Source organism: Aquitalea denitrificans (assembly GCF_009856625.1).
GTDB lineage: Bacteria > Pseudomonadota > Gammaproteobacteria > Burkholderiales > Chromobacteriaceae > Aquitalea > Aquitalea denitrificans.
In genome coordinates this window covers 1,337,013-1,358,723 of the sequence record NZ_CP047241.1, presented here as the reverse complement: position 1 = coordinate 1,358,723, position 21,711 = coordinate 1,337,013, and the positions used below count along the sequence as shown (strand labels likewise).

Genomic DNA, 21,711 nt, shown 5'->3' with positions numbered 1-21,711 from the left:
AGCTTACGTTTAATAAATTTGACAAGCCTCAAATCAAAACTTGATCAAAAGTGACATGACAATGTGGCTTCCCAGCCTCACAGAGCGTGTTTTTTGGAAAATTAAAACAGAAGGCAGAAAATATTTGATACAAAACCGGCAAAACCAAACCGCTTGTTTAATTCATCCAACATCCACAGATCCAGCCTGCTCCGCCGCTGGCGATTGCTGGCGACGCTCGACAAACAAGGCCGTACCAGCCTGCTTCTTGGCCTGCTTCTTGGCCTCTGCCGTAGCCGAACCCACTTCATAGTGACTGGGGTACTGTCCCGGCCCCACCCTGACCACGCCCACGGAAAGGCTGGTCAGCGGGAAACGGACTTGCTCGCCGCTGCGTCCGGTCATTTCAAAGCCGCCAGCGGCCAGGTGTGCCGGATCAAAAAAACCACGCACGCTACGATCAAACTCCAGCAACATGGCTTCCAGCTTTTGCTGCCAGTCAGCGGACTGCAGCAACAGGGCAAAGTCATCGCCACCCACATGACCGACAAAATCACGATCCGGATCGGCACACTCCAGCAGCAGACGCCCTACCAGCTGGATCATCTCGTCGCCAGCGGCATAGCCATACAAATCGTTGAAAGGTTTGAAATTATCCAGATCAGCGTAGGCCACAACAAAAGGCAGCCGAGCCTCCAGCAAACGATCAATGGCTTCGGACAAGGGAACATTGCCCGGCAAGCCGGTCAGGGGATTGGCATAACGCGCAGCCGAAATCTGCAGCTCGGTCATTTTGCGCATCAATGCAAAGCCGGTTCCCATCCCCGCATAGCGCCCGTTTTCAGTAATGATGAAGCCATCCACCAGATAGCGCTGTTCGGATGCCACCACCAGCGCCGACAGTTCGTGCACATTGATGTCGGCACTGACAATCAGCGGCTGCTTGTCCATCATCACGGTGCAGGGCTTTTTGCCGTACAGTTCGCGATTGAAGGGTTTGGCAAAACTCTCCAGCAGGTGATGACGCCGTAGCAAGCCGATCGGCACACCCTGCTCCACCACCGGAATGGCAAAGCGCGCCGGATCACTGGCAAACAGGCGGTAAGCCGCCTCATTGGGGATGTTCGCTTCCAGATAAGGTACTTCCTGCAGCAGGTCGCGTGCCGTTGCCGACATTTGCCAGGGCAAGCGCGACCGCCCTCCTGACCAAGCCACGCCATTGACATGAATCTGCAAATCCAGCGCCGGCACCGGGCTGGGCCGCGCCAGCAGATAGCCTTGGCCGTAGCGCACACCCAAGCGCTGCAAGGTACGCAATTCAGCTACGGTTTCGATACCCTCGGCCACCAGCAAGGCACCGGACTGCCGGGCGATATCCACCATCGAACGGACAAACTGCTCTTTCAGTGGATCCAGGTGCAACTGCTGCACAAAGTGCTTGTCCAGCTTGACGAAATCCGGCCGTAGTTCCGACCACAGCCGGAGATTGGAAAAACCCTCACCCAGATCATCCAGCGCAATGCGAAAGCCATTGTCGCGGTAGTGCTCGGTTGCGCGGCGCAAGGTGGAATAGCAGGCACTTGGCGTGGTTTCGGTCACCTCGATGATGATGCGTTCCGCCGGCAGGCCGATTTTGGAGAGAAACGCCAGCGTCTCGCCCTGGCGATGCTCCGGTGCCAGCAAGGTAGCCGGACAGATATTCAGGAACAACAAACCGGACAAACCCAGTTCAACAAAGCGTTCCATGGTGACCTGGCGGCAGGTGCGATCCAGCTGCACAGTCAGATTGCAGCGTTCGGCCTGATCAAACAGATTGACCGGCGCATGCAGCGGGCTGTTGGACGGGCCGCGAATCAGGCCTTCATAGCCGAAAACACAACCACTCTCGAGGTCGACAATAGGCTGGAACACCGGCTGCAGGCGCCGTTCGTTAATAATCAGCTCCAGTTCCTGACAGCGCGAGCCCAACTGCTCCAGGCTGACCATTTCCCTCTCAGACATACGGTTCATATCCGGTGATCACATCATCCCGCCATTGCACATGCCAGCACTTTAAACCGGATTGATGACAGTCTGTTTACCCGCCCCCGCTATCTTTCAGCAAAACCACAGCCTGGCTGGCCCTGCGACAGCAATGCAGCCTAGAATAAGAACAATACGGTGCCGCCATCCGGGAGCCTTTTCATGCCTCACATCACACTAAACGGTCATGCGCTGTTCTATGAAATCAGCGGACATGGCCAGCACACCCTGATGCTGTTCAACGGCATCACCATGTCGACTCCGGCCTGGTCGCTGCTCACGCCGATGCTGGAAAGACAATACCGGGTGCTACGGCTGGACTTTCTCGGCCAGGGACAGAGCGACAAGCCGGTTGCCGAAAAATATGCGCTGACCGAACAGGCCGATCTGGCCGCTGCCCTGCTGGATGCCTTGCAGCTGGAAAAGGTGTTTCTGGTAGGTCTGTCCTACGGCGGCATGGTGGCGCAGCACTTTGCCCACCGGCATGGTCAGCGGCTGCACAAGCTGCTGCTGGCATCCACGCTGGCATGGTCGGACGAGGTAAACAACCGCATCAGCCAAAGCTGGATCGAGTGCAATCAGGCCGGAGGGCTGGACTTGCGCTATAGCGCCAGCGTGCCCTGGTTGTTTTCCAGCCGCTTTCTGGCAGCCAATGCTGCCATGCTGGATGACATGAAAGACATGGCCGGCATGGTGGACTGGGATGCCGTCATTCGCCTGATCAACGGCGTAAGGGAACATGACGCCCGCAACTGGCTGCAACAGATCAAACTGCCTTGCCATATCCTGCTGGGCAACGAAGACCGCCTGACCCCGCTCTACCAGGCACAGCTATTACAGGAAAGAATCAGCGGGTCCACGCTGGAGCTGATTCCCCACGCCGCCCACGTATTGCATATTGAAGCGGCAGAAGCCTTTACCCGCAGCATATTCCGCTTCTGCCAGCCATAAACCTGCATCCACAACAACAACAAGGAGAAACGTATGGAAGACGCCGTATTGCTGAAAGTCAGCCCGCAAGGCATCGCCACCATCAATCTGAACCGGGGCGAGTTGCACAATGCGCTGGATGACAAAATGGTGGATCTGCTGACTGCCACCTTGCAGACACTGGCCGAGGATGCCAGCGTACGTGTGGTGGTTCTGACTGGGGCCGGCATCAGCTTTTCCGCCGGGCATGACAGCGCCTGGCTGCGCAAGCTGACGGAATTTGATGAAACCCGGCAACGTCGCGACGCCCAAAAGCTGTCCACCCTGCTGGAAACGCTGGACCAGTTGCCCAAACCCACCATCGCCCGGGTACAAGGCTCTGCCTTTGGCATCGGGGCGGCACTGGTGGCCTGCTGCGATGTATCCATCAGCGTTTCCGAAGCCCTGTTTTGCTTTTCCGATGTCAAACTGGGCATCATCCCGGCCCTGGCTGCCCCCTATATCGTGCGCGCCATCGGTCCGCGTGCAGCGCGTCGCTACTTTGTCACCGCCGAGCGTATCAATGCAGGCAAGGCCCGCAGACTGGGCCTGATTCACCAAACCGTAGAAAACGACGAGCTGGACGACGCAGTCGAACATATGTGCCGCCAGCTGCTGCTGAACGGCCCGCAAGCCATGGTAGCGGCTAAGCAGTTGATCCGTGACATCGAGCATCGCGATATCACGCCGGAAGTCATCGACCTCACCATCGACCGCATGGTGGCCCTGCGTCGCAGCGAAGAGGGGCAAGAAGGCGTAAAAGCCTTCCTGGAAATGCGCAAGCCAGGCTGGATAGACTGAAGTTTGCCCAGAAACGGCATGCCCGTTCATCAGCGCGGCATGCCGGCTGCACACCGGACGGAAATGGTTACAATCAGCCATTCACATTGCGCATGGACTGCCGATGACCATCTCACCCTCCCGCTTTCTGCAACAGGTGCTGCAAGCCACGGCACCGGTATCGCATCCGCATGACTGGCATCTGGCCAGCGGCGTGCTGGCACGCTGGCACGCCGATAACGCGGTAGAACTACTGCCCGCCCTTGCCAATCAGGAAGGCAGCCACATCCTGCTGTCCTGCGGCATACACGGTAACGAGACGGCACCAATCGAGGTTGTGGACAGCATACTGGCCGATATCGCCAGCGGCCACCTGCCTCTGCAGCACCGCCTGCTGGTGCTGTTTGGCAACCCCGCAGCCATACGCCAGGGCGAGCGCTATCTGGATTACGATCTCAACCGCCTGTTTGCTGGCGCACACCGACAGCACGCCGATGCGCGCGAGGCAAAACGTGCAGCCCAGCTGGAACAACTGGCCGAGCTGTTTTTCTCCCGAGCACCGGCAGCCTCCACCCGTCTGCACTACGATCTGCACACCGCCATTCGTGGCTCGGTGTATGAAAAATTCGCCATCTACCCCTTCCTGCAGCACAGGGCGCACGATACTACCCAGCTGGCATGGCTCAGGCATTGCGGTATCGAAGCGGTGCTGCTGCACAGCAAACCGGCCAATACCTTCAGCTACTACACCAGCTACTACCATCAGGCGCATGCCTTCACGCTGGAGCTGGGCAAGGCCCGCCCGTTTGGCCAGAACGATCTGTCACGCTTTACTGGCATTGATCAGGCACTGCGTCAGTTGCTGAGTGATACCACACCGCAGCTGGCCGCCTATCAACCGGGTGACTATCCGCTGTTCCGTGCCAAGTACGACCTGATCAAGCACAGCGAGGCCTTCCGCCTGCACCTGGATGCCAATGTGGAGAATTTCACCACCCTGCCCAACGGTTTTGTAATCGCCGAAGACGGTACCCAGCGCTATGTGGCCGAGGGTGGCAAAGAGCGCATCCTGTTCCCCAATCCCGGCGTCAAGCCCGGCCTGCGTGCTGGCATCGTGGTGGAGCCGGCGACGCTGTAAGGCCTGTTGTCTGAGCATGAAAAACGGCCACAATCCAGTGGCCGTTTTGTATTGCGCCCGACACCTGCGCAAATCAGGACATGTAATTGAACAGCGACAGGTTGGTAACCTTGTTGTACACCAGCTGGCTGTATTTCAGTGAGGTCTGCGTCTGGGTAAAGCTGGTGATCGCACTGGGCATGTCCAAATCCTGCAGGTCGCTGATACCACTCTTGTACTGCAAACCCAGCTGCGTGCCCATATCCTGCACACTTTGGTTTTCCTGTCGGCGCGCGCCGATGGACGCAATATTGGTTGACAGGTTTTTCTGGGCGGTATCCAGCGCAGAAACGATATTGCCCATGTCCGTGCTATAGGTGGCGGGCTTGGGGTTCTGTGCCAGCAGATCGTTAAAGGACTTGAGTGCATCAAATATCGCGGTTGGGCTGCTGGCATTGCCAAAGACATTGCTGCCGGCATCGGAAATCTGCATATTGCGCGAGGCGCTGATCGGCACATTGCGCTGGCCGGTATCGCCCTGATAGGTTGCGGCATACGTTGCATCCAGCACAAATGGTGGCGTATCCACCTTGTTGCCGCTGAACAGATAATTGCCCTTGCCATCGGTGGCGTTGGCATAACCGGTCATTTCGGAAATGCCTTCCTGCACCTGCTTCTGGATCATCAGCAGCTGGTCTGACGACAACACGGTATTACCAGCCTGAATGGCAGCCGCCTTCAGGCTGGTCAGCAGATTGGAAGCATTGGTCAGTTGCGATTCGGTCAACGACAAGGTGGATTCAACCGCCTTGGTATTGGTGATGTACTGCGAATTCATGCCATCAGACTGGTTCAGCTGCAAGATGCGTGCAGCCGCCACCGGGTCATCCGCAGGGGTTACCACCCGCTTCTGGGTATCAAGCTGTGACTGCAGCGATTGCAACTGCGACTGTAGCGACTGCATGTCGTAGGTGCCGGTCAAGTAGGAAGTAGCGGTACTGATTCTCATGATTCAACCCTCGCCTCAGCCACCCATTTGCAGGATTTGCTGGAATAGTGTCTGTGCAATCTGGAGAACCTTGCCAGACGCCTGGTATGCCTGTTGGTACTTGATAAGATCAGCGGCTTCCTGATCCATATTCACCCCGCTGACATTGGAGCGCGAGGTGGTAGCCTGCTGCAGCAGGGTGGTTTGCGACGCAGCAGCCAGCTTCACCGTATTGGTAGCATTACCCACATAGCTGACCGTGGTGGAATAGTAGGTCTGGAAAGACTGTAGGCCGCTATTGGTGCCGTTTTTGTTTTCATCCACGATTTTACGTGTCTGCATGCCTATCATCTCGCCCAGATTGTTACCGTTGCCAATCACGGCAGTGCCGGTAGGTACTGGGGAGACATTGATGGCCATGCCGGCCTTCATCTGGCCGGACAACTGGAACTTGATCCCCAGATCATTGGCAGGCGTGGCGCTGTCCACCAGCTTGTAGCCATTGGAGACCGTAGGGTCCGGCACCACATTGAAGGTCTGGCCGTTGTCCGGACCACCGGTCAATGTTGCCGTAATGCTGGTGGCGCTGGTGGCATTGATGGTCATGCCGGTCAGGCCGGTTACCGGATGAGTCGATACCGAAGGCGGCGTCGAAGTATTGGCCCAGCCATAGGTACCAGGCATGCTGGCCCACACACCAGACAAGGTAACGCCGCTACCCGCAGGTGTAATGCCGCCAGCCCCCAGCTGCAGGGAGGAAGACGCCGCCAGCTTGGACGGATCAGCCAGCAGCAGCTGCATATTGGCGACGGCATCCTGCGGATGGGAAGCGTAGCTGCTCATATCGGAAAAGATCAGTCCACCCTGATTACCCGACAGGTCCCGACCCAGTTGGTTCTGGTAGTTCATTGCCGTGGTGAAGTCGATGGCCAGCGTCCCCAGCTTCTGCTGAGTTGTCAGCAAGGCACCATCGCGAAAAGACATATAGCCAGCCAACTGACCACCGGACAAGGCGGTGCTGGGCACAACCGTATTGCTGCCATTTGCATTGGGATAGGTCACCTGCACATTCTGCGGATTGGCCGGATCATTCTGGGTACCCAGCTTGGTAAACTGGTTGCCCATCACCAGTGCCTGGCCATTACCGATGAATACGCTGTATGTTCCGTCCGACTGTGGAACTGCCTTGGCAGTCACCAGCTTGTTCAACTGCTCCATGGCCTGATCGCGCTGGTCCATCAGATCATTGGGCTGCTGCTGGCTGTTGCCGGCGGCGGCGGCGGCAATCTGGCCATTCAGATCGGCAATATTCTGCGCCAGCGCATTAATGCTGTTCACTGTACTGGTAATTTGCGAGTTGACCCCGGCCTGCATCTGCGTCAGGTTGTTGCCGATGGCAGTGAAATTGGATACCAGCGCCTGCGACATATTGACCACGGTCTGACGGCTGGGAATGGACGACGGGTCCTGCGACAGCGTCTGCAAACCGCTATAAAAACTCTGGAACGAGTTGCTCAGGCCGACAGTCGGGTCGGACAGCAGGTTGTTGATCTGGTTAAGCTGTGACAGTTGGCTGGAATAATAATTGCTGCCAGATTGCGCAGCCAGCACCTGGGAGTCGAGGTAGCTGTCGTAGATGCGGCTGACGCCGGTGATGTCCACGCCCTGCCCCAGATAGCCAAAGCCTTCTTGCTGCGGCATACGTGCCGCCTGACTCAGTATCTGGCGGTTGTAGCCGGGGGTGTTGCCATTGGCAATGTTCTGGCCGACAACAGACAGCGCGGTTTGCGCTGCATTCAGGCCACTAACGCCAATGGAAAAAATATTCGAGCCCATCATCACCTCTCTGCTGTCTTATCGACCGCAACTGCTGAAACTTTAATCAAGACCGAACTGCTTGTTGTGCCAGCGAGGCTGCCACATCCACCAGTTTGCGGGCATAGCGCGGATCAGTGGCATAGCCACCGTTTTGCAGCCCTTGGGCAAAGCCGGCGACATTGCGTCCCTGGTTGAGTGCTGCCTGATACCGCGGCGAGTCTTTCAGCATGCGCGCATAGTCACTGAAGGCATCGGCATACGAATCATAGGAGCGGAATTTCTCCACTTTCTTCTGCGCAGTGCCGTTTACATATTCGGTGGTAGTGATACTGGTGGATTTGCCCTGCCAGTCACCCGTTGCCTTGATACCGAACAGATTGTGCGAATCACTGCCATCGGCATTACGAATGGCACGCTTGCCCCAGCCGCTTTCCAGCGCTGCATGTGCCACCACGAATTCCGGTGCCACCCCCAACTGGGCAGCAGCCGTACGCGCATGTGGCAACATGCCCTGCACAAAACCCTTGCCATCGCTGCTACCCGTACTGCTACTTGCCGGGATGCCAGTAGCGCTACCAGCGGTTATCGCTTCGTTCTGTGCGGCTTGATAGGCCTTCAGACCGCTGGACTGACTGAAACGGGCCGGCAATACCGGACCGGATGAAGCTGGGCGTAACGCTGTTGCATCCTGTCCCGGATCGAAACCGGCTTGCTTGGCAATTTGCTTGTACACCAGATTGGCAATTCCCATACCGCCAGCACGACTGAGTGACTGCACCATCTGCTGGTCCAGCATGCCGCGGTAGGTATCCATGTCTGAATCCTGCTCGTCGTCAAACTTGGTCTGGCGCATGGTTTTGAGCATGGTACCCATCAGCAGGGCTTCAAACTGTGACGCAGCTTCCTTGGCAGCCCCTTTGGGATCCTTGGCCATACGCGAACGCAGACTGGACATCTGGGTAGGATCTACCGCCAGTTGCTGGTTCATGGCATCGGCTGCCGAATAGGTATTGGAAAACTGCGTCGTCATTTATCGCTCCTTGCCCGCCTACATAGCAAAAAGCGGGCCAATACAAAAAGGCCCCGCAAGCGGGGCCTTTTCAGCAATTAACACCGGGCTCAGATAATCTGCAGATCCGCCCTCAGCGAACCGGCTGCCTTCATTGCCTGCAGGATGGAGATCAGGTCTTGCGGGGTTGCCCCCAGAGCATTGAGCGCAGAGACAACCTGGTTGAGATTGGCGCTCTTGGCCACTTTCAGCACCTTGCCGCCATCGCTGGTGACACTGACATTAGCCTGATTGGTGGCCACGGTCTGACCACCGGACAAGGCTGGTGGCTGGCTGACCTGCGGGTTGTTGCTGATGGTGACGGTAAGGTTGCCATGGGCAATGGCGCAAGGTTCCAGCTGCACGGCCTGGTTCATCACGATGGAGCCGGTTCGGGCATTGATGATGACCAGAGGGGAAACTTCTGCCGGGTCAACGGCAAGATTTTCCATCCGCGACAAAAATTGTACCCGCTGATTGGAATCAAAAGGCGCACGGACTTCCACCATGCCACCATCCACCGCACGAGCAGTGCCACTGCCAAAAGCCTTGTTGATGGCCTGCACCACGCGATTGGCCATGGTGAAATTGGCTTCCTGCAATTCCAGGTTGATGAATTCGCCACTTCCCAGCGCGGTAGGCACTTCGCGCTCCACCGTGGCACCACCGGCGATACGCCCCACACTGAGCTGGTTGATCTGTGCCTTACTGCCTCCGGCAGAGGCTCCCGCTCCGCCAACCAGTACATTACCCTGGGCCATGCCGTAGATCTGGCCATCCGCACCTTTTAGCGGCGACAGCAGCAAGGTGCCGCCACGCAAGCTTTTGGCATCGCCAATGGACGACACCGTCACATCCAGCGCCTGCCCCTTGCGGGCAAACGGCGGCAGGGTTGCGGTAAGGCTGACTGCCGCCACGTTCTTGGGGTCAACCTTGGTACCCGGCGGAATCTGCACGCCCAGTTGGGTCAGCATGTTGGACAGGGATTGGCCGGTAAACGGCGAAGAAGTCACCTTGTCACCGCTGCCATCCAGCCCTACCACCAAGCCATAGCCCAGCAATTGGTTGGAGCGCACACCAGCGATATTGGTGATGTCTTTCAGACGCTCAGCCGCCAGCACTTGCGCCCCCAGCATCAGGCAAGTCAATGCAAGCAGGAATTTTTTCATGATGTCATCCAGTCCTGGCCATCAAATGGGAATGATGCTGAGGAAAAACTTGGCCAGCCAACCCGGCTCATTATACAGGCGGTTATTACCCTTGGTTTCCTGCTCGATACGAGCATCGGCCACCTTGAGCGAGGACACCGAACGATCGGCGGCGATGTCCCGCGGATTGACCACACCGGACAGGCGGATGGATTCGGTATCGCCATTGATGCGGACGACCTTTTCGCCACTGATGATGAGATTGCCGTTGGACAAGACTTCGATCACCGTCACGGTGATGGAGCTGACAAAGGTGGTGGCTACCTGGTTGGTGCCCTTGCCGGTGTTGCTGGCCGAACCGCTACCATTGAGCGATGCCCCCAAGCCCTTGGTGAGGCTGCCGGGAACGAAGGGCAGCTGCATGCCGCTGGAAATAGTGTCAGCCAGCGCCGAAGAACGGGTGGCCGTGGTTTGTTCCGACTGCGAGGTGGAGGACTTTTCCTGGATATTGATGGTCAGCGTGTCACCCACCAGCGCCGGCATTTTGTCCTCGAACATGGCGCGATAGCTGCCCGACTGGAAGATGGAACCATTGCCCGGCAGGGTAGCGGCCTGCGGCTGCGGCCTGGCAGTCATCGGCAAGGTTACCAACGGGGGCTCCTGGGCGGCACAGCCGGCCAGCACGGCCACCAAGCCCAGCATCATCCATTTCAGCATGTTCATTTTGCCCCTCCTCCTGCATCGCGTACCGGTCCGAGACGCGATTCTAGCCCTTAATTGCACATGGCAAAACTGCGAAAAAACGCCGGCAGACCATTGCCGGCGCGCGTGCCGGCGCTCATCAGCCTTACATCTGCGTCAGTTTCTGCAGCATCTGGTCCGCCGTGGTGATGGCCTTGGAATTCATTTCAAAAGACCGCTGGGCGGTAATCATGTTGACCAGTTCTTCAGTCACATTCACGTTGGAGCCTTCCAGAAAGCCCTGCATGACCTGCCCGCGGCTGTCGGTACCCGGATCGCCATCCTGCGGATCGCCCGAGGAGGCACTTTGCAGGTACAGATTATTGCCCACGCTCTCCAGACCTTGCGGGTTGATGAAGGTGGTGAGCTGGATGGTGCCGGCAGTTTGCGGTGCCGGATTATTGGGCAGGAAGTACTGCACCACACCAGCGGTGGAAACGGTAATTTGCGAAGCCGTGCTGGGAATATTGATATTGGGGTTCAGCTGATAGCCATCGGAGGTAACGATGTCGCCGCTGGAGTTGCGCTTGAATTCGCCATCGCGGGTGTATGCCGTAGTACCATCCGGACGCTGAATGCGGAAGAAACCATCACCGGTGATGGCCCAGTCCAGCGGCTGGCTGCTTTGCGTCATATTGCCCTGGGTGAAGTTTTTGGCTGTGGCTACGGCAGTGGCACCGGTACCAACCTGCAAGCCGGTCGGCGTGGTGCTGCCATCAGCCAGCTGTGCACCCGGCTGACGCAGGGTCTGATAGTACAGATCCTCGAAAATGGCGCGCCCACGCTTGAAACCGACGGTATTGACGTTGGCCAGGTTATTGGAGATCACATCCAGGTTGAACTGGCTGGAATCCATCCCGGTTTTGGCAACATAAAGCGCACGCATCATAGCGGTGTTTCCTCAGAATTCTTGTTTGTTTTCAGTATGGCGGGGTGCGGCACTTAGCCCATGGCCAGCAGTTGGGTGGCTTTCTGGTCGTTCTGGTCAGCATTGGTCATCAGCTTGATGTTCATATCGTACTGACGACCATGGGAAATCATCTGCACCAGACTTTCCACGGCATTCACATTGCTGGCTTCCAGCGTCTCCGGCACCAGCTTGACGTTGGTATCTGCCGTGGCATTGTCACCGCTATTCATGCGAAACAGCCCATCCGGACCTTTGTACACTTCCTTGTTACCCGGATTGACCAGCTTGATCTGCCCCAGCAGCTGCGGTGTGCGATCCTTGCCATTCTGCGGCACGCCCACCACCGAACCATCCTGGCCCAGTTGCACCTGATAGCCGGCAGGAACCGTGATGGGGCCGCCATCACCGCTGATGGGCAGACCACTGCGGGTGCGCATCATTCCGTTGGCATCCAGAATATAACCGCCATCGCGAGTATAGGCTTCGCTGCCATCCGATGCCTGTACGGCAAAGAAGCCGGGAGAACCCAGAGCGAAGTCGCTGGGGCTACCGGTGTGCATAAGACTACCCTGGCTCATGTCATGGCCAATGGTATTGTCGACCACATAGGTACGGGTGGGAGCGCCCGGTCCGACTACCGGCAAGGCGCGGAAAGACGCCAGATCGGCCTTGAATGCGTTGGTATTGGCATTGGACAGATTATTGGCCGTGGTTGCCTGCTGCAAATCGATATGCTTGGCACCGGTCATGGCCAGGTACAACATCTTATCCATTGATTCCCCGCTTCCTCAGGCTGCTCTGTTCAGTATTGATTACAGATTGATGATGGTCTGCATCAAGGTGTCTTCGGTCTTGATGGTCTGGGCGTTGGCCTGATAGAAGCGCTGCGCCGTGATCATGTTGACCAGCTCCGCCGTCAGGTCGACGTTGGAATCCTCCAGTGCCTGCGATTGTACGGTACCGGAATTGCCCGAGCCCGGCGCATTGTAGGCCGGCACACCGGATGCCAGCGTCTGCTGCCAGCGGTTGCCGCCTTCGTTCTGCAGGCCTTGCGCATTGGTGAAGGTGGCCAGGGCCACCTGCCCGATGATCTTGTTCTGACCATTGGAAAAGCTGGCCATGATATTGCCGTGGGTGTCGATATTCATGCTACTCAGCGTGCCCGGCGCATAGCCATCAACCGTTTCGGTCGGGGTGCCGGAAGCCTGGGCCACCTGAGTGGAGCCAGTGTAATCAATGCTCAGGGTAACCGGCGAGGAAGAACCGTTTACCGGCGTGGGGCTGAAGGTGACACTAAACGGCGTGGTATTGGTCAGGTTGCCGGAGGTGTCGTAATTCATGGTATAGGTGTTGGTGCCACTGGCCGGATTACCATCCACATAGGCAGTCACCGTCCACGGTGTGCCGGTGGCGGTTGCCGTTCCCTTGACGTAATACAGGGTCAGATTGTGCTGATTACCCAGGCTGTCGTACACCTGTGCCGCATTGGACCAGTTGAAGGTATTGGTATTGGTCGGATTCAGCGGGGTGACGGTAGGCGTGGTCAGACGCGAATCGACGTTGACCCCCATGGTCACCTTGGTGGTGGCTGCCGGCGAAATCAGGTTGGTCTGCAGCTTGAGGTCGGTCACCGGGCCCTGGGTTACCACGCCGTTATTGGCCATCCAGCCTTGCAGGCGGTCGTTGCCATTGACGATGTAACCATCCTTGTCCACCTGGAACTGGCCGTTACGGGTATAGGCCAGCGAGCCGGTGGTGGAGGTGGGGTTCTGCCGCATGATGAAAAAGCCATTGTTGTTAATGGCCAGATCCAGGCTGCGGCCAGTGGGCGTGATGTTGCCGGCACTGAAAGACTGGGTCACCGCATTCACCTGCGAGCCGATACCGGCACTGGTATTGGCTACGCCGTAAAAGCTGGTGGAGAACAGATCACTGAACTCGGTACGCGAACTCTTGAAACCCACCGTGCTGGCATTGGATACGTTGTTGCCAATGGTATCCAGCTGCGAGGATGCCGAATTCAGACCACTCAGACCTTGTTGAAAACCCATGTTGCTACTCCCCGAAACCTGATTGCACTAATGACCTGGATTTAAGACAACTGCGCCACGTTGGCCAAGCCGACGCTGGTACCGTCCTTCATGATCAGCTGCGGCGAACCGCTAGCCCAGCTGACTGCGGTCACCGCCTGATTGGCATAGGGCGTTGCCGTGACTGCCGTGCTGCTGGCGCTGGTAGCCTGTGCGCTGAAGGTGTACTTGCCGCTGGGCAGCTGGTTGCCATTGGCATCCTTGCCATCCCAGTTGAAGGAATTCAGACCGGTGCTCGGGCTCTTCACCGTAAGGGTATCTACCACATTGCCGTTGGTATCCTTGATGCTGACGGTGTAGTCGGTGGCTGCGCCACTGAGGCTTACCGCACCTTGTACTGAGCTGCCGCTGGTCATATTGAGCGCACTACCCGGCACCAGTGCCTGCTTGCCAATCATGGAAGCCGCCATCAGCGACTGATTGGCTGCCTGCGACTGCACCAAGCTTTGCATGGCGGTGTTCAGAGTCTGCATGCCGGACACCTGGCTGATCTGCGCCATCTGGCTGGTGATCTGGCTATTGTCCATCGGATTCATCGGATCCTGTGCCTGCAACTGGGTTACCAGCAGTTTCAGGAAACGATCCTGAATGCCCTGCGCACTGGTATCGGTGTTGGCATTGGTCGAGCCGGTACCGGTAGTACCGCTGGAGCTGCCATTCAGTACTGCATACGGATTGGACGAGGAATTAACCGAGCTGGTCATGGCACTGGCCTTTCATCACTGGCCCAGCTGCAGGGTCTTCTGCAGCAGGCTCTTGGCGGTATTCATCATTTCCACATTGGTCTGATATGAGCGCGATGCGGAAATCATGTCTGACATTTCCTCGACCGGATTGACATTGGGCATGTTCACATAGCCCTTCTCGTCCGCCAGAGGATTACTGGGGTCATACTTCAGACGCGGCGGCGTCTGGTCTTCCACGATGGAAGTCACCCGCACGCCAGCCACCTGCGGCTGCGATGCATTCACCGGCAATGCGGTAAATACCACATGGCGCCCCTTGTAGGGCTGACCCGTGGAGCTGGTGGCGCTTTCCGCATTGGCAATATTGCTGGCCACTACGTTAAGCCTCATGGATTGTGCCGTCAGCGCAGAACCGGAAATGGCAAAGATATTGGCTAGCGACATGCTTACTGACCTCCGGTAATGGCGCTGTTCAGGCTGGAAATACGCTTGCTCAGGAAAGTGAGCGTGGACTGGTACTGCAGCGCGTTATCGGCAAAGGCCGCACGCTCCACATCCATGTCCACCGTGTTACCGTCCAGGCTCTGCTGCACGGCATTGCGATACTGCACCGAGGGCTTGCCGGCAGCACCAGCAGCATCGCCCGGCAAATGACGGGCATCGGTCACATTCATCGCCAGCTTGCTCTGACCACCCTGTGCCGACTGCAATGCCTGCTTGAAATCGAAATCCACAGCCTTGTAATTGGGGGTATCGGCGTTGGCGATATTGCTGGCAATGACTTCCTGGCGGTAAGCGCGCAGATTCAGCGCTCGCTGCTGAAAATCGAATTCCTTGCCAATCTTGTCCAACATGACCGTTTCTCCCTGGATGCGTCCCGATCTATAGCAGGAATCATGCCAGAAATGGAAAAACCCGTAGATGCCTGATTTTATTGACTGAAACACATGCAACACCCCATCCATCACCAGACTGGGCTGCACAGAGCGGCAAGTTTTGCCGCCGCTCATTACCGGCTGCCGCCACCGGCAAAAACAAGGCCGCCGACACCTGATGGCATCGGCGGCCTTATCTAATAACAAAGGGCACACTGCACGCCCTGGCGCTGGCTCAGTCTGCGCGCACCTCGAAATCGTGAGTAATATCGGCAGTCTTGCCCAACATGATGGAAGCCGAGCAATATTTTTCCGCCGACAGCTTGATGGCGCGCTCCACCACTTCCGGCTTCAGTTCGCGGCCAGTCACCACAAAATGGAAATGAATCTTGGTGAACACCTTGGGTTCGGTATCTGCGCGTTCGGCTTCCATTTCCACCCAGCAGTCCGTCACTTGCTGGCGCGACTTTTTCAGGATGGAAATCACGTCATAACTGGTACAGCCGGCAGTGCCCAGCAGCAGCAACTCCATCGGCCGAGGGCCCAGATTGCGACCACCGCCTTCCGGCGCTCCATCCATCACCACCGCGTGACCGCTGCCGCTCTCACCCATGAAACACACGCCATCCACCCATTTCAGCCTTGCTTTCACTGCCTGTCCCTTCATGTATTGTTGCGCGCTGATGCGCCAGATCGCCACAGACTATCATTCCCGATTTGGGCAGACAAAGATTAGCCGGTAAAATGGAAAGATTGCCCTGTTATAAAGCCATCATGCTGGTACTTGGAATCGAATCATCGTGCGACGAAACCGGCGTTGCACTGTACGACCTCACGGCGGGCCTGATTGCCCACCAACTGCATACGCAAATGGCCATGCACGCCGAATACGGTGGCGTGGTGCCCGAACTGGCCAGCCGCGACCATATCCGCCGCGTCATCCCACTCACCGAAGCCTGCCTGGCCGACGCCGGCAAAACCCTGGCCGATGTGGATGCCATTGCCTACACCCAGGGCCCCGGCCTTGGCGGTGCGCTGATGGTGGGGGCAAGTGTGGCCAATGCGCTGGCCTTCGGCCTGAACATTCCGGTGATCGGCGTACATCATCTGGAGGGCCATTTGCTGTCGCCGCTGCTGGCCGACCCGCGCCCGGACTTTCCCTTCATTGCCTTGCTGGTTTCCGGCGGCCACACCCAGCTGATGGCAGTGCATGGCATCGGCCAGTATGAAGTGCTGGGCGAAACGCTGGACGACGCCGCCGGCGAAGCCTTTGACAAGACGGCAAAGCTGCTGGGCCTGCCCTACCCCGGCGGCCCGCTGCTGTCACGCCTGGCAGAAGAAGGCGACCCGACACGCTTCAACCTGCCGCGCCCCATGCTGCACAGTGACAATCTGGACATGAGCTTCTCCGGCCTGAAAACCGCCGTGCTCACCCTGAGCAAGCAAGTGGAAGCCGAACACGGCCAGATTGACGAGCAAACCCGCAAGGACATTTGCCGCGCCTTCCAGGAAGCCATTGTCGAGGTGCTGGTCAGCAAATCGCTCAAGGCGCTGAAACAGACCGGCATGAAAAAGCTGGTGGTAGCCGGCGGTGTCGGTGCCAACAAACAGCTGCGTGCCGCGCTGGATCAGGCCGCCAGCCGTCGCAAGCTGGAGGTGTACTACCCGCCGCTGGCGCTGTGCACCGACAATGGTGCCATGATTGCCTTTGCCGGTGCCATGCGCCTGAAACACGCCACCGCACCGGGCAGCTACTCCATCAAACCGCGCTGGGATCTGTCCACCCTCCCCGCAGCCTAATCTCCCATCGGTGCAGCCTGCTGTGCCGAGCAGAAACCCGACATGATCCAATTGAAAAACCTCAGCCTGCGTCGCGGGCTGAAAGACTTGCTGATCGACGCCAGCCTCACCCTCAACCCGGGGTATAAAACCGGCCTGGTCGGTGCCAACGGCGTGGGCAAGTCCAGCCTGTTTGCCCTGCTCAAGGGTGAATTGCACGCCGATGCCGGCGATGCCGACATTCCCAAGCAATGGGTGATGGCACATGTGGCGCAGGAAACCCCGGCACTGGACACCGCCGCCATCGACTATGTGCTGGATGGCGATCAGGAATTGCGCCAGCTGGAAGCCGAACTGGCCGCCGCCGAGGCGCGTGATGACGGCAGTGCCATTGGTCATCTGCATGGCGAACTGGCACGCATTGAAGCCTATTCCGCCCCGGCCCGCGCTGCCAAACTGCTGACCGGCCTGGGCTTTGCCGTGGAAGCGCACCGCAACCCGGTGAAGAGTTTCTCCGGCGGCTGGCGCATGCGGCTGAACCTGGCACAGGCGCTGATGTGCCGCTCCGACCTGCTACTGCTGGACGAGCCCACCAACCACCTGGACCTGGAAACCGTGCTGTGGCTGGAAGACTGGCTGCAAAGCTATCCGGGCACCTTGCTGATCATCTCGCACGACCGCGACTTCCTGGACAGCATCTGCAGCCATATTGCCGAAGTGGCCAACCAGACCCTCACGCTCTACACCGGCAATTACAGCCAGTTTGAAACCATGCGGGCGGAGAAGCTGGCGCGCCAGCAGGGCGAGTTCGACAAGCAACAACGCCAGATCGCCCATCTGGAGTCTTTCATCACCCGCTTCAAGGCCAAGGCCAGCAAGGCAAGACAGGCACAGAGCCGGGTAAAGGCGCTGGAAAAGCTGGAGCGCATTGCCCCGGCCCATATTGCCTCGCCGTTTGATTTCCATTTCGACAGCCCGGACAACCTGCCCAACCCGCTGCTGCGGCTGGACAAGGTGGATATCGGCTATGGCAGCAGCACCATACTGCGCGGGCTGTCGCTGTCAGTGGAAGCCGGCAGCCGCATCGGCCTCTTGGGGGTGAACGGTGCCGGTAAATCCACGCTGGTGAAACTGCTGGCGGGCGACCTGCCGCAGCAGGCCGGTGAGGTGATCAAGGCGCACACGCTGAAGATTGGCTATTTCGCCCAGCATCAGCTGGAAACCCTGCGCGAAGACGAATCGCCATTGCAGCACATGCAGCGGCTGGCCCCGACGGTGCGCGAGCTGGAACTACGCAGCTTTCTGGGCGGTTTCAACTTCCGTGGCGACAGTGCCACCGATCTGGTCGGCCCGATGTCCGGTGGCGAAAAAGCCCGTCTGGCGCTGGCGATGATCGTCTGGCAAAAGCCCAATCTGCTGTTGCTGGACGAACCCACCAACCACCTGGATCTGGAAATGCGCCACGCACTGACGCTGGCCTTGCAGGACTTCTCCGGCGCGCTGATTGTGGTATCGCACGACCGCAGCTTGCTGGAGTCCACTACCGATCTGTTCTGGCTGGTGAGCGACGGCACGGTCAAGCCATTTGATGGCGATCTGGAAGACTACCGTCAGTGGCGGCTGTCCCAGCTTGCCGAGGGCAACAAGCCCTCCAGCAGTGACGCCCAGTCGGTCAACCGCAAGGAACAAAAGCGCCAGGAAGCCGAAGCCCGCCAGAAACGGGCCCAGCTGAAAAAACCGCTGCTAAGCAAGCTCACCAAGCTGGAAAAGCAGCTGGAACAGCTGAGTAGCGAGAAAAACCAGCTGGATGCCTTCATGTCCGGTGAAGAAGCCTACTCCGATGCCAACAAGGGCAAGCTGGCCGAGGCAGTCAAACGCCTGGGCGTGGTCAGCAGCGAGCTGGCACAAGTGGAAGAGGACTGGATGTTACTGCAAGAAGAGCTGGAAATACTGGAAAACAACAGCGCACAGGAAAGCTGAAACCGGCTAACAACAAGGACTGTGGCCATGGCTGCCATGACATGGTCCTTGCAGCTGGCTGCAATTATCCACAGCAATCAGCGGATAACTCTGTGGATAAGTATTGAACAAATAAAAAAAGTCTTTTGCCGTGAGCCACTTGCTGTCACTGCCTAGAAAAAAGGCAGAACCGGGCAAAATGGTCAGCTATTCGCTCTTATCCTCAGCACGCTAATACGGCAAATCAACAAATAACTACAAGTTGTTGTTTTTATTTGATTATTTATATTTTTCATTGACAGGCAATTGTCCATATTCTGAATAAAAATACCATATGGATACCCACTTACCAGCCACGGTTCACCACGCTGCCGTACAGTGATCAAGCCAGCAGTTTTCCCGGATTCATAATGCCATTTGGATCAAACACTGCTTTCACTCCACGCATCAGTGCAATATCTGCTGCCGAGCGCGTCACCGCCAGATAGTCACGCTTCAGTAAGCCCACGCCATGCTCGGCCGACATGCTGCCGACAAACTCCGCCACCAGCGCAAATACCTGGGTGTTTACCTGCTCGCAAGCATGCCGGAAGTCAGCCAGCGCCCAATCGAGCGGCTTCAGTACATTGATATGCAGATTGCCATCGCCGATATGGCCGTACCACAACACCTCGAAATCCGGATAGTCCCGCGTCAACAAGGCTTGTAGCCGGGCAACAAACGCCGGTAGCTGGCTAACCAGCACGGAAATATCATTCTTGTACGGGGTAAACGGCGTAATGGCAGCGCTGATGCCCTCACGCAAGCACCACAGCGCCTTGGCCTGCTGCTGTGACTGTGCCATCACCCCGTCGACCACCCAGCCCTGCTCCATACAGCGGGAAAACTGCTGCAGGGCCTGCTCTTCGGCATCCGGTGTCGGGGCTTCCAGCTCCAGCAGCACATAGAAAGGCTGCCGCTCTGCCAGCGGCGCTGTTGCATGCTCAGCCGCCAGCACATGGGTCAGTGCCAGATCGGAAAAGAATTCGAAGGCCTGCAGCGTGAGCGCGCTGCGAAAGGCGTGAAACACCGCCATGATGTCTTCCAGCCTGGGCAAGGCCAGCAATAGCACCGTGGTGGCCGGCGGCGGATCGGTCAGGCGCATGGTGGCTTCTACCACCAGCCCCAGCGTGCCTTCCGAGCCGATGAACAGGTGACGGAAGTCGTAGCCGGTATTGTTCTTGGCCAGGCCCAGATTGCACTCCAGCACTTCGCCGCTACCAGTCACCACCGTGAGGCCGGCCACCCACTCCCGCGTCATGCCGTAGCGCACCACCCGGATACCGCCTGCATTGGTGGCGATATTGCCGCCGATCTGGCTGGAGCCACTGGAGGCAAAGTCCACCGGGTAGTAAAGACCGTTGTCGGTGGCAAACTGCTGCAGCGCGGCGGTGATCACCCCGGCCTGGCAGCGTACGGTGCGCGCCAGCGGATCAAAACCGTCAATCCGGTTCATGCGCTCCAGCGACACCACTACCTCGCCCTGCGCGGCAACAGCACCGCCAGACAGGCCGGTACGGCCACCAGAAGGCACAATGCCCACACCGGCCACATTGGCCCAGCGCACCAGCGCCTGCACTTCTTCAATACTGACGGGAAACACGATGGCCGCTGCCTGTGGCGTGGTGTAGCGCGTCCAGTCCTGGCCATAGCGTTTGCACATGTTGGCATCAAGATGGATGCGGTCGACAGGCAGAATGGCTTGCAGGCTGGTCAACTGGGAGGCGGTAAGCACGGGGCGCTTTCGGTAGACAAGAAATTCGGCAGACCGCCAGCCTAGCACAGTCGTCTGCCATGAAAAAAGCCGCTTCCGGTGGAAGCGGCTTGATCCTGGAGCGCAGTCGTTCAGGCGACGGCTGGCTGTCTTTGCAGCATGGCTACCAGCTCGGCAACCTTGCGCTTGAGTTCGCGGCGATCAACGATCATGTCGATGGCACCCTTTTCCAGCAGGAATTCGGAACGCTGGAAGCCTTCCGGCAGGGTTTCCCGTACGGTCTGTTCGATCACGCGCGGGCCGGCAAAGCCGATCAGTGCGCCCGGCTCGCCAATCACTACATCCCCCAGGAAGGCGAAGGAAGCAGAAACACCGCCCATGGTCGGATCGGTCAGTACCGAAATGAAAGGCAGCTGGTGATCGGTCAGCAATTGCAGCGCAGCACTGGTCTTGGCCATCTGCATCAGCGAGTTCAGGCCTTCCTGCATGCGCGCACCACCGGACGCCGCCACGCAGATGAACGGTGCCTTGGCTTCGATGGCGGCTTGTACGCCACGCACGAAACGCTCACCCACCACCGAGCCCATGGAACCGCCGATGAAACGGAATTCAAAGGCTGCCACTACGGCAGGCATGGAGTGGATGCTGCCTTGCATCACCACCAGCGCATCGTCTTCGCCGGTGCTGCTTTGCGCCGCTGCCAGGCGATCGGGATAGCGCTTGCCATCCTTGAACTTGAGAATATCTACCGGCTTGATCTCGCTACCGATCTCGCGACGGCCTTCGTCATCCAGAAACATATCCAGCCGCTGACGGGCATTCAGCGGATGGTGATGATTACATTTCGGACAAACCTGCAGATTGCTCTCCAGGTCGGTGTAATACAGTACGGCTTCACATGCCGGGCACTTGCTCCACAGCCCCTCCGGTACCGCTGAAGGCTTGTCAGCGCGGGAATCGCGCTTGATCTTCGGCGGCAGGAGCTTGTTCAACCAGCTCATGCTGACTCCTTGCTCAACACAACCAGGCCGAACAGGCCTGGTTGTCAG

Annotated in this window: 20 protein-coding genes; 5 read left to right on the top strand and 15 right to left on the bottom strand. The window is 58.0% G+C overall.

Translation table 11 applies throughout. The features are described from left to right. Positions 1 to 162: 162 nt before the first annotated feature. Entirely contained in the window at positions 163 to 1,980 is a 1,818-nt protein-coding gene (locus GSR16_RS06240) for a GGDEF domain-containing protein (RefSeq protein ID WP_159875655.1), read from the bottom strand. A gap of 183 nt (positions 1,981 to 2,163) precedes the next feature. Here GSR16_RS06240 and GSR16_RS06235 point away from each other — a divergent pair, with 183 nt between their 5' ends. The 3 genes from GSR16_RS06235 (at position 2,164) to astE (ending at position 4,888) form a co-directional block, all read left to right on the top strand. Then, positions 2,164 to 2,952: an alpha/beta fold hydrolase gene (locus GSR16_RS06235; protein WP_159875654.1), complete on the top strand. Its 789-nt coding sequence runs from the start codon at positions 2,164 to 2,166 to the stop codon at positions 2,950 to 2,952. 33 nt (positions 2,953 to 2,985) lie between these two features. Continuing rightward, complete coding sequence (locus tag GSR16_RS06230) at positions 2,986 to 3,771, top strand: enoyl-CoA hydratase-related protein (protein WP_159875653.1); 786 nt, start codon at positions 2,986 to 2,988, stop codon at positions 3,769 to 3,771. 103 nt (positions 3,772 to 3,874) lie between these two features. After that, complete coding sequence (astE, locus tag GSR16_RS06225) at positions 3,875 to 4,888, top strand: succinylglutamate desuccinylase (protein WP_159875652.1); 1,014 nt, start codon at positions 3,875 to 3,877, stop codon at positions 4,886 to 4,888. 73 nt (positions 4,889 to 4,961) lie between these two features. Here the strand turns inward: astE and flgL are convergent, their stop codons facing one another. The 12 genes from flgL to GSR16_RS06165 all read right to left on the bottom strand — a co-directional run bounded on the left by flgL (position 4,962) and on the right by GSR16_RS06165 (position 15,823). Further along, the gene (gene flgL / locus GSR16_RS06220; RefSeq protein ID WP_159875651.1) at positions 4,962 to 5,876 is read right to left on the bottom strand and encodes a flagellar hook-associated protein FlgL; all 915 of its coding nucleotides are present in this window, start codon (positions 5,874 to 5,876) and stop codon (positions 4,962 to 4,964) included. Between the two features lie 15 nt (positions 5,877 to 5,891). Further along, on the bottom strand, positions 5,892 to 7,694 hold the full coding sequence (flgK, locus tag GSR16_RS06215; RefSeq protein WP_240902614.1) for a flagellar hook-associated protein FlgK: 1,803 nt from the start codon (positions 7,692 to 7,694) through the stop codon (positions 5,892 to 5,894). Between the two features lie 43 nt (positions 7,695 to 7,737). Then, on the bottom strand, positions 7,738 to 8,703 hold the full coding sequence (flgJ, locus tag GSR16_RS06210; RefSeq protein ID WP_159875650.1) for a flagellar assembly peptidoglycan hydrolase FlgJ: 966 nt from the start codon (positions 8,701 to 8,703) through the stop codon (positions 7,738 to 7,740). An 89-nt stretch (positions 8,704 to 8,792) separates the two neighbouring features. After that, positions 8,793 to 9,890 (bottom strand): flagellar basal body P-ring protein FlgI, encoded by a 1,098-nt coding sequence (locus GSR16_RS06205; RefSeq protein WP_159875649.1) that lies wholly within the window; start codon positions 9,888 to 9,890, stop codon positions 8,793 to 8,795. A 21-nt stretch (positions 9,891 to 9,911) separates the two neighbouring features. Then, positions 9,912 to 10,592: a flagellar basal body L-ring protein FlgH gene (locus GSR16_RS06200; protein ID WP_240902613.1), complete on the bottom strand. Its 681-nt coding sequence runs from the start codon at positions 10,590 to 10,592 to the stop codon at positions 9,912 to 9,914. Between the two features lie 124 nt (positions 10,593 to 10,716). Then, positions 10,717 to 11,499: a flagellar basal-body rod protein FlgG gene (gene flgG / locus GSR16_RS06195; RefSeq protein WP_159875648.1), complete on the bottom strand. Its 783-nt coding sequence runs from the start codon at positions 11,497 to 11,499 to the stop codon at positions 10,717 to 10,719. Between the two features lie 53 nt (positions 11,500 to 11,552). Further along, complete coding sequence (locus GSR16_RS06190) at positions 11,553 to 12,293, bottom strand: flagellar basal body rod protein FlgF (protein ID WP_159875647.1); 741 nt, start codon at positions 12,291 to 12,293, stop codon at positions 11,553 to 11,555. A gap of 39 nt (positions 12,294 to 12,332) precedes the next feature. Next, positions 12,333 to 13,571, bottom strand: coding sequence for a flagellar hook protein FlgE (gene flgE, locus GSR16_RS06185; protein WP_159875646.1), 1,239 nt, complete (start codon positions 13,569 to 13,571; stop codon positions 12,333 to 12,335). 41 nt (positions 13,572 to 13,612) lie between these two features. Next, complete coding sequence (locus GSR16_RS06180) at positions 13,613 to 14,314, bottom strand: flagellar hook assembly protein FlgD (RefSeq protein ID WP_159875645.1); 702 nt, start codon at positions 14,312 to 14,314, stop codon at positions 13,613 to 13,615. Between the two features lie 15 nt (positions 14,315 to 14,329). Then, complete coding sequence (gene flgC, locus GSR16_RS06175; RefSeq protein ID WP_159875644.1) at positions 14,330 to 14,740, bottom strand: flagellar basal body rod protein FlgC; 411 nt, start codon at positions 14,738 to 14,740, stop codon at positions 14,330 to 14,332. Positions 14,741 to 14,742: 2 nt separating this feature from the next. Further along, entirely contained in the window at positions 14,743 to 15,150 is a 408-nt protein-coding gene (flgB, locus tag GSR16_RS06170; RefSeq protein ID WP_159875643.1) for a flagellar basal body rod protein FlgB, read from the bottom strand. Between the two features lie 256 nt (positions 15,151 to 15,406). After that, positions 15,407 to 15,823 carry an OsmC family protein gene (locus GSR16_RS06165; RefSeq protein ID WP_159880747.1) on the bottom strand — a complete coding sequence of 139 codons (417 nt, stop codon included), beginning with the start codon at positions 15,821 to 15,823 and terminating at the stop codon, positions 15,407 to 15,409. Between the two features lie 122 nt (positions 15,824 to 15,945). Between GSR16_RS06165 and tsaD the strand changes: the two genes are divergently transcribed. After that, positions 15,946 to 16,971: a tRNA (adenosine(37)-N6)-threonylcarbamoyltransferase complex transferase subunit TsaD gene (tsaD, locus tag GSR16_RS06160; RefSeq protein WP_159875642.1), complete on the top strand. Its 1,026-nt coding sequence runs from the start codon at positions 15,946 to 15,948 to the stop codon at positions 16,969 to 16,971. A 42-nt stretch (positions 16,972 to 17,013) separates the two neighbouring features. Then, complete coding sequence (locus GSR16_RS06155; protein WP_159875641.1) at positions 17,014 to 18,930, top strand: ATP-binding cassette domain-containing protein; 1,917 nt, start codon at positions 17,014 to 17,016, stop codon at positions 18,928 to 18,930. A gap of 361 nt (positions 18,931 to 19,291) precedes the next feature. Here the strand turns inward: GSR16_RS06155 and GSR16_RS06150 are convergent, their stop codons facing one another. Together GSR16_RS06150 and accD are read right to left on the bottom strand one after the other, a co-directional pair. Continuing rightward, positions 19,292 to 20,683 carry an FAD-binding oxidoreductase gene (locus GSR16_RS06150; RefSeq protein WP_240902612.1) on the bottom strand — a complete coding sequence of 464 codons (1,392 nt, stop codon included), beginning with the start codon at positions 20,681 to 20,683 and terminating at the stop codon, positions 19,292 to 19,294. Positions 20,684 to 20,793: 110 nt separating this feature from the next. Then, positions 20,794 to 21,663 (bottom strand): acetyl-CoA carboxylase, carboxyltransferase subunit beta, encoded by an 870-nt coding sequence (gene accD / locus GSR16_RS06145; protein WP_159875640.1) that lies wholly within the window; start codon positions 21,661 to 21,663, stop codon positions 20,794 to 20,796. Between the last annotated feature and the right edge of the window lie 48 nt (positions 21,664 to 21,711).

What these genes read in the sequence shown, in the direction of transcription:
- astE (WP_159875652.1), top strand. Translation starts at nt 3,875, where the DNA reads ATGACCATCTCACCCTCCCGCTTTCTGCAACAGGTGCTGCAAGCCACG.
- flgK (WP_240902614.1), bottom strand. Translation starts at nt 7,694, where the DNA reads ATGATGGGCTCGAATATTTTTTCCATTGGCGTTAGTGGCCTGAATGCA.
- GSR16_RS06200 (WP_240902613.1), bottom strand. Translation starts at nt 10,592, where the DNA reads ATGAACATGCTGAAATGGATGATGCTGGGCTTGGTGGCCGTGCTGGCC.
- tsaD (WP_159875642.1), top strand. Translation starts at nt 15,946, where the DNA reads ATGCTGGTACTTGGAATCGAATCATCGTGCGACGAAACCGGCGTTGCA.
- flgG (WP_159875648.1), bottom strand. Translation starts at nt 11,499, where the DNA reads ATGATGCGTGCGCTTTATGTTGCCAAAACCGGGATGGATTCCAGCCAG.
- GSR16_RS06155 (WP_159875641.1), top strand. Translation starts at nt 17,014, where the DNA reads ATGATCCAATTGAAAAACCTCAGCCTGCGTCGCGGGCTGAAAGACTTG.
- GSR16_RS06235 (WP_159875654.1), top strand. Translation starts at nt 2,164, where the DNA reads ATGCCTCACATCACACTAAACGGTCATGCGCTGTTCTATGAAATCAGC.
- flgB (WP_159875643.1), bottom strand. Translation starts at nt 15,150, where the DNA reads ATGTTGGACAAGATTGGCAAGGAATTCGATTTTCAGCAGCGAGCGCTG.
- GSR16_RS06240 (WP_159875655.1), bottom strand. Translation starts at nt 1,980, where the DNA reads ATGTCTGAGAGGGAAATGGTCAGCCTGGAGCAGTTGGGCTCGCGCTGT.
- flgJ (WP_159875650.1), bottom strand. Translation starts at nt 8,703, where the DNA reads ATGACGACGCAGTTTTCCAATACCTATTCGGCAGCCGATGCCATGAAC.
- flgE (WP_159875646.1), bottom strand. Translation starts at nt 13,571, where the DNA reads ATGGGTTTTCAACAAGGTCTGAGTGGTCTGAATTCGGCATCCTCGCAG.
- GSR16_RS06205 (WP_159875649.1), bottom strand. Translation starts at nt 9,890, where the DNA reads ATGAAAAAATTCCTGCTTGCATTGACTTGCCTGATGCTGGGGGCGCAA.
- GSR16_RS06190 (WP_159875647.1), bottom strand. Translation starts at nt 12,293, where the DNA reads ATGGATAAGATGTTGTACCTGGCCATGACCGGTGCCAAGCATATCGAT.
- flgL (WP_159875651.1), bottom strand. Translation starts at nt 5,876, where the DNA reads ATGAGAATCAGTACCGCTACTTCCTACTTGACCGGCACCTACGACATG.
- flgC (WP_159875644.1), bottom strand. Translation starts at nt 14,740, where the DNA reads ATGTCGCTAGCCAATATCTTTGCCATTTCCGGTTCTGCGCTGACGGCA.
- accD (WP_159875640.1), bottom strand. Translation starts at nt 21,663, where the DNA reads ATGAGCTGGTTGAACAAGCTCCTGCCGCCGAAGATCAAGCGCGATTCC.
- GSR16_RS06230 (WP_159875653.1), top strand. Translation starts at nt 2,986, where the DNA reads ATGGAAGACGCCGTATTGCTGAAAGTCAGCCCGCAAGGCATCGCCACC.
- GSR16_RS06180 (WP_159875645.1), bottom strand. Translation starts at nt 14,314, where the DNA reads ATGACCAGCTCGGTTAATTCCTCGTCCAATCCGTATGCAGTACTGAAT.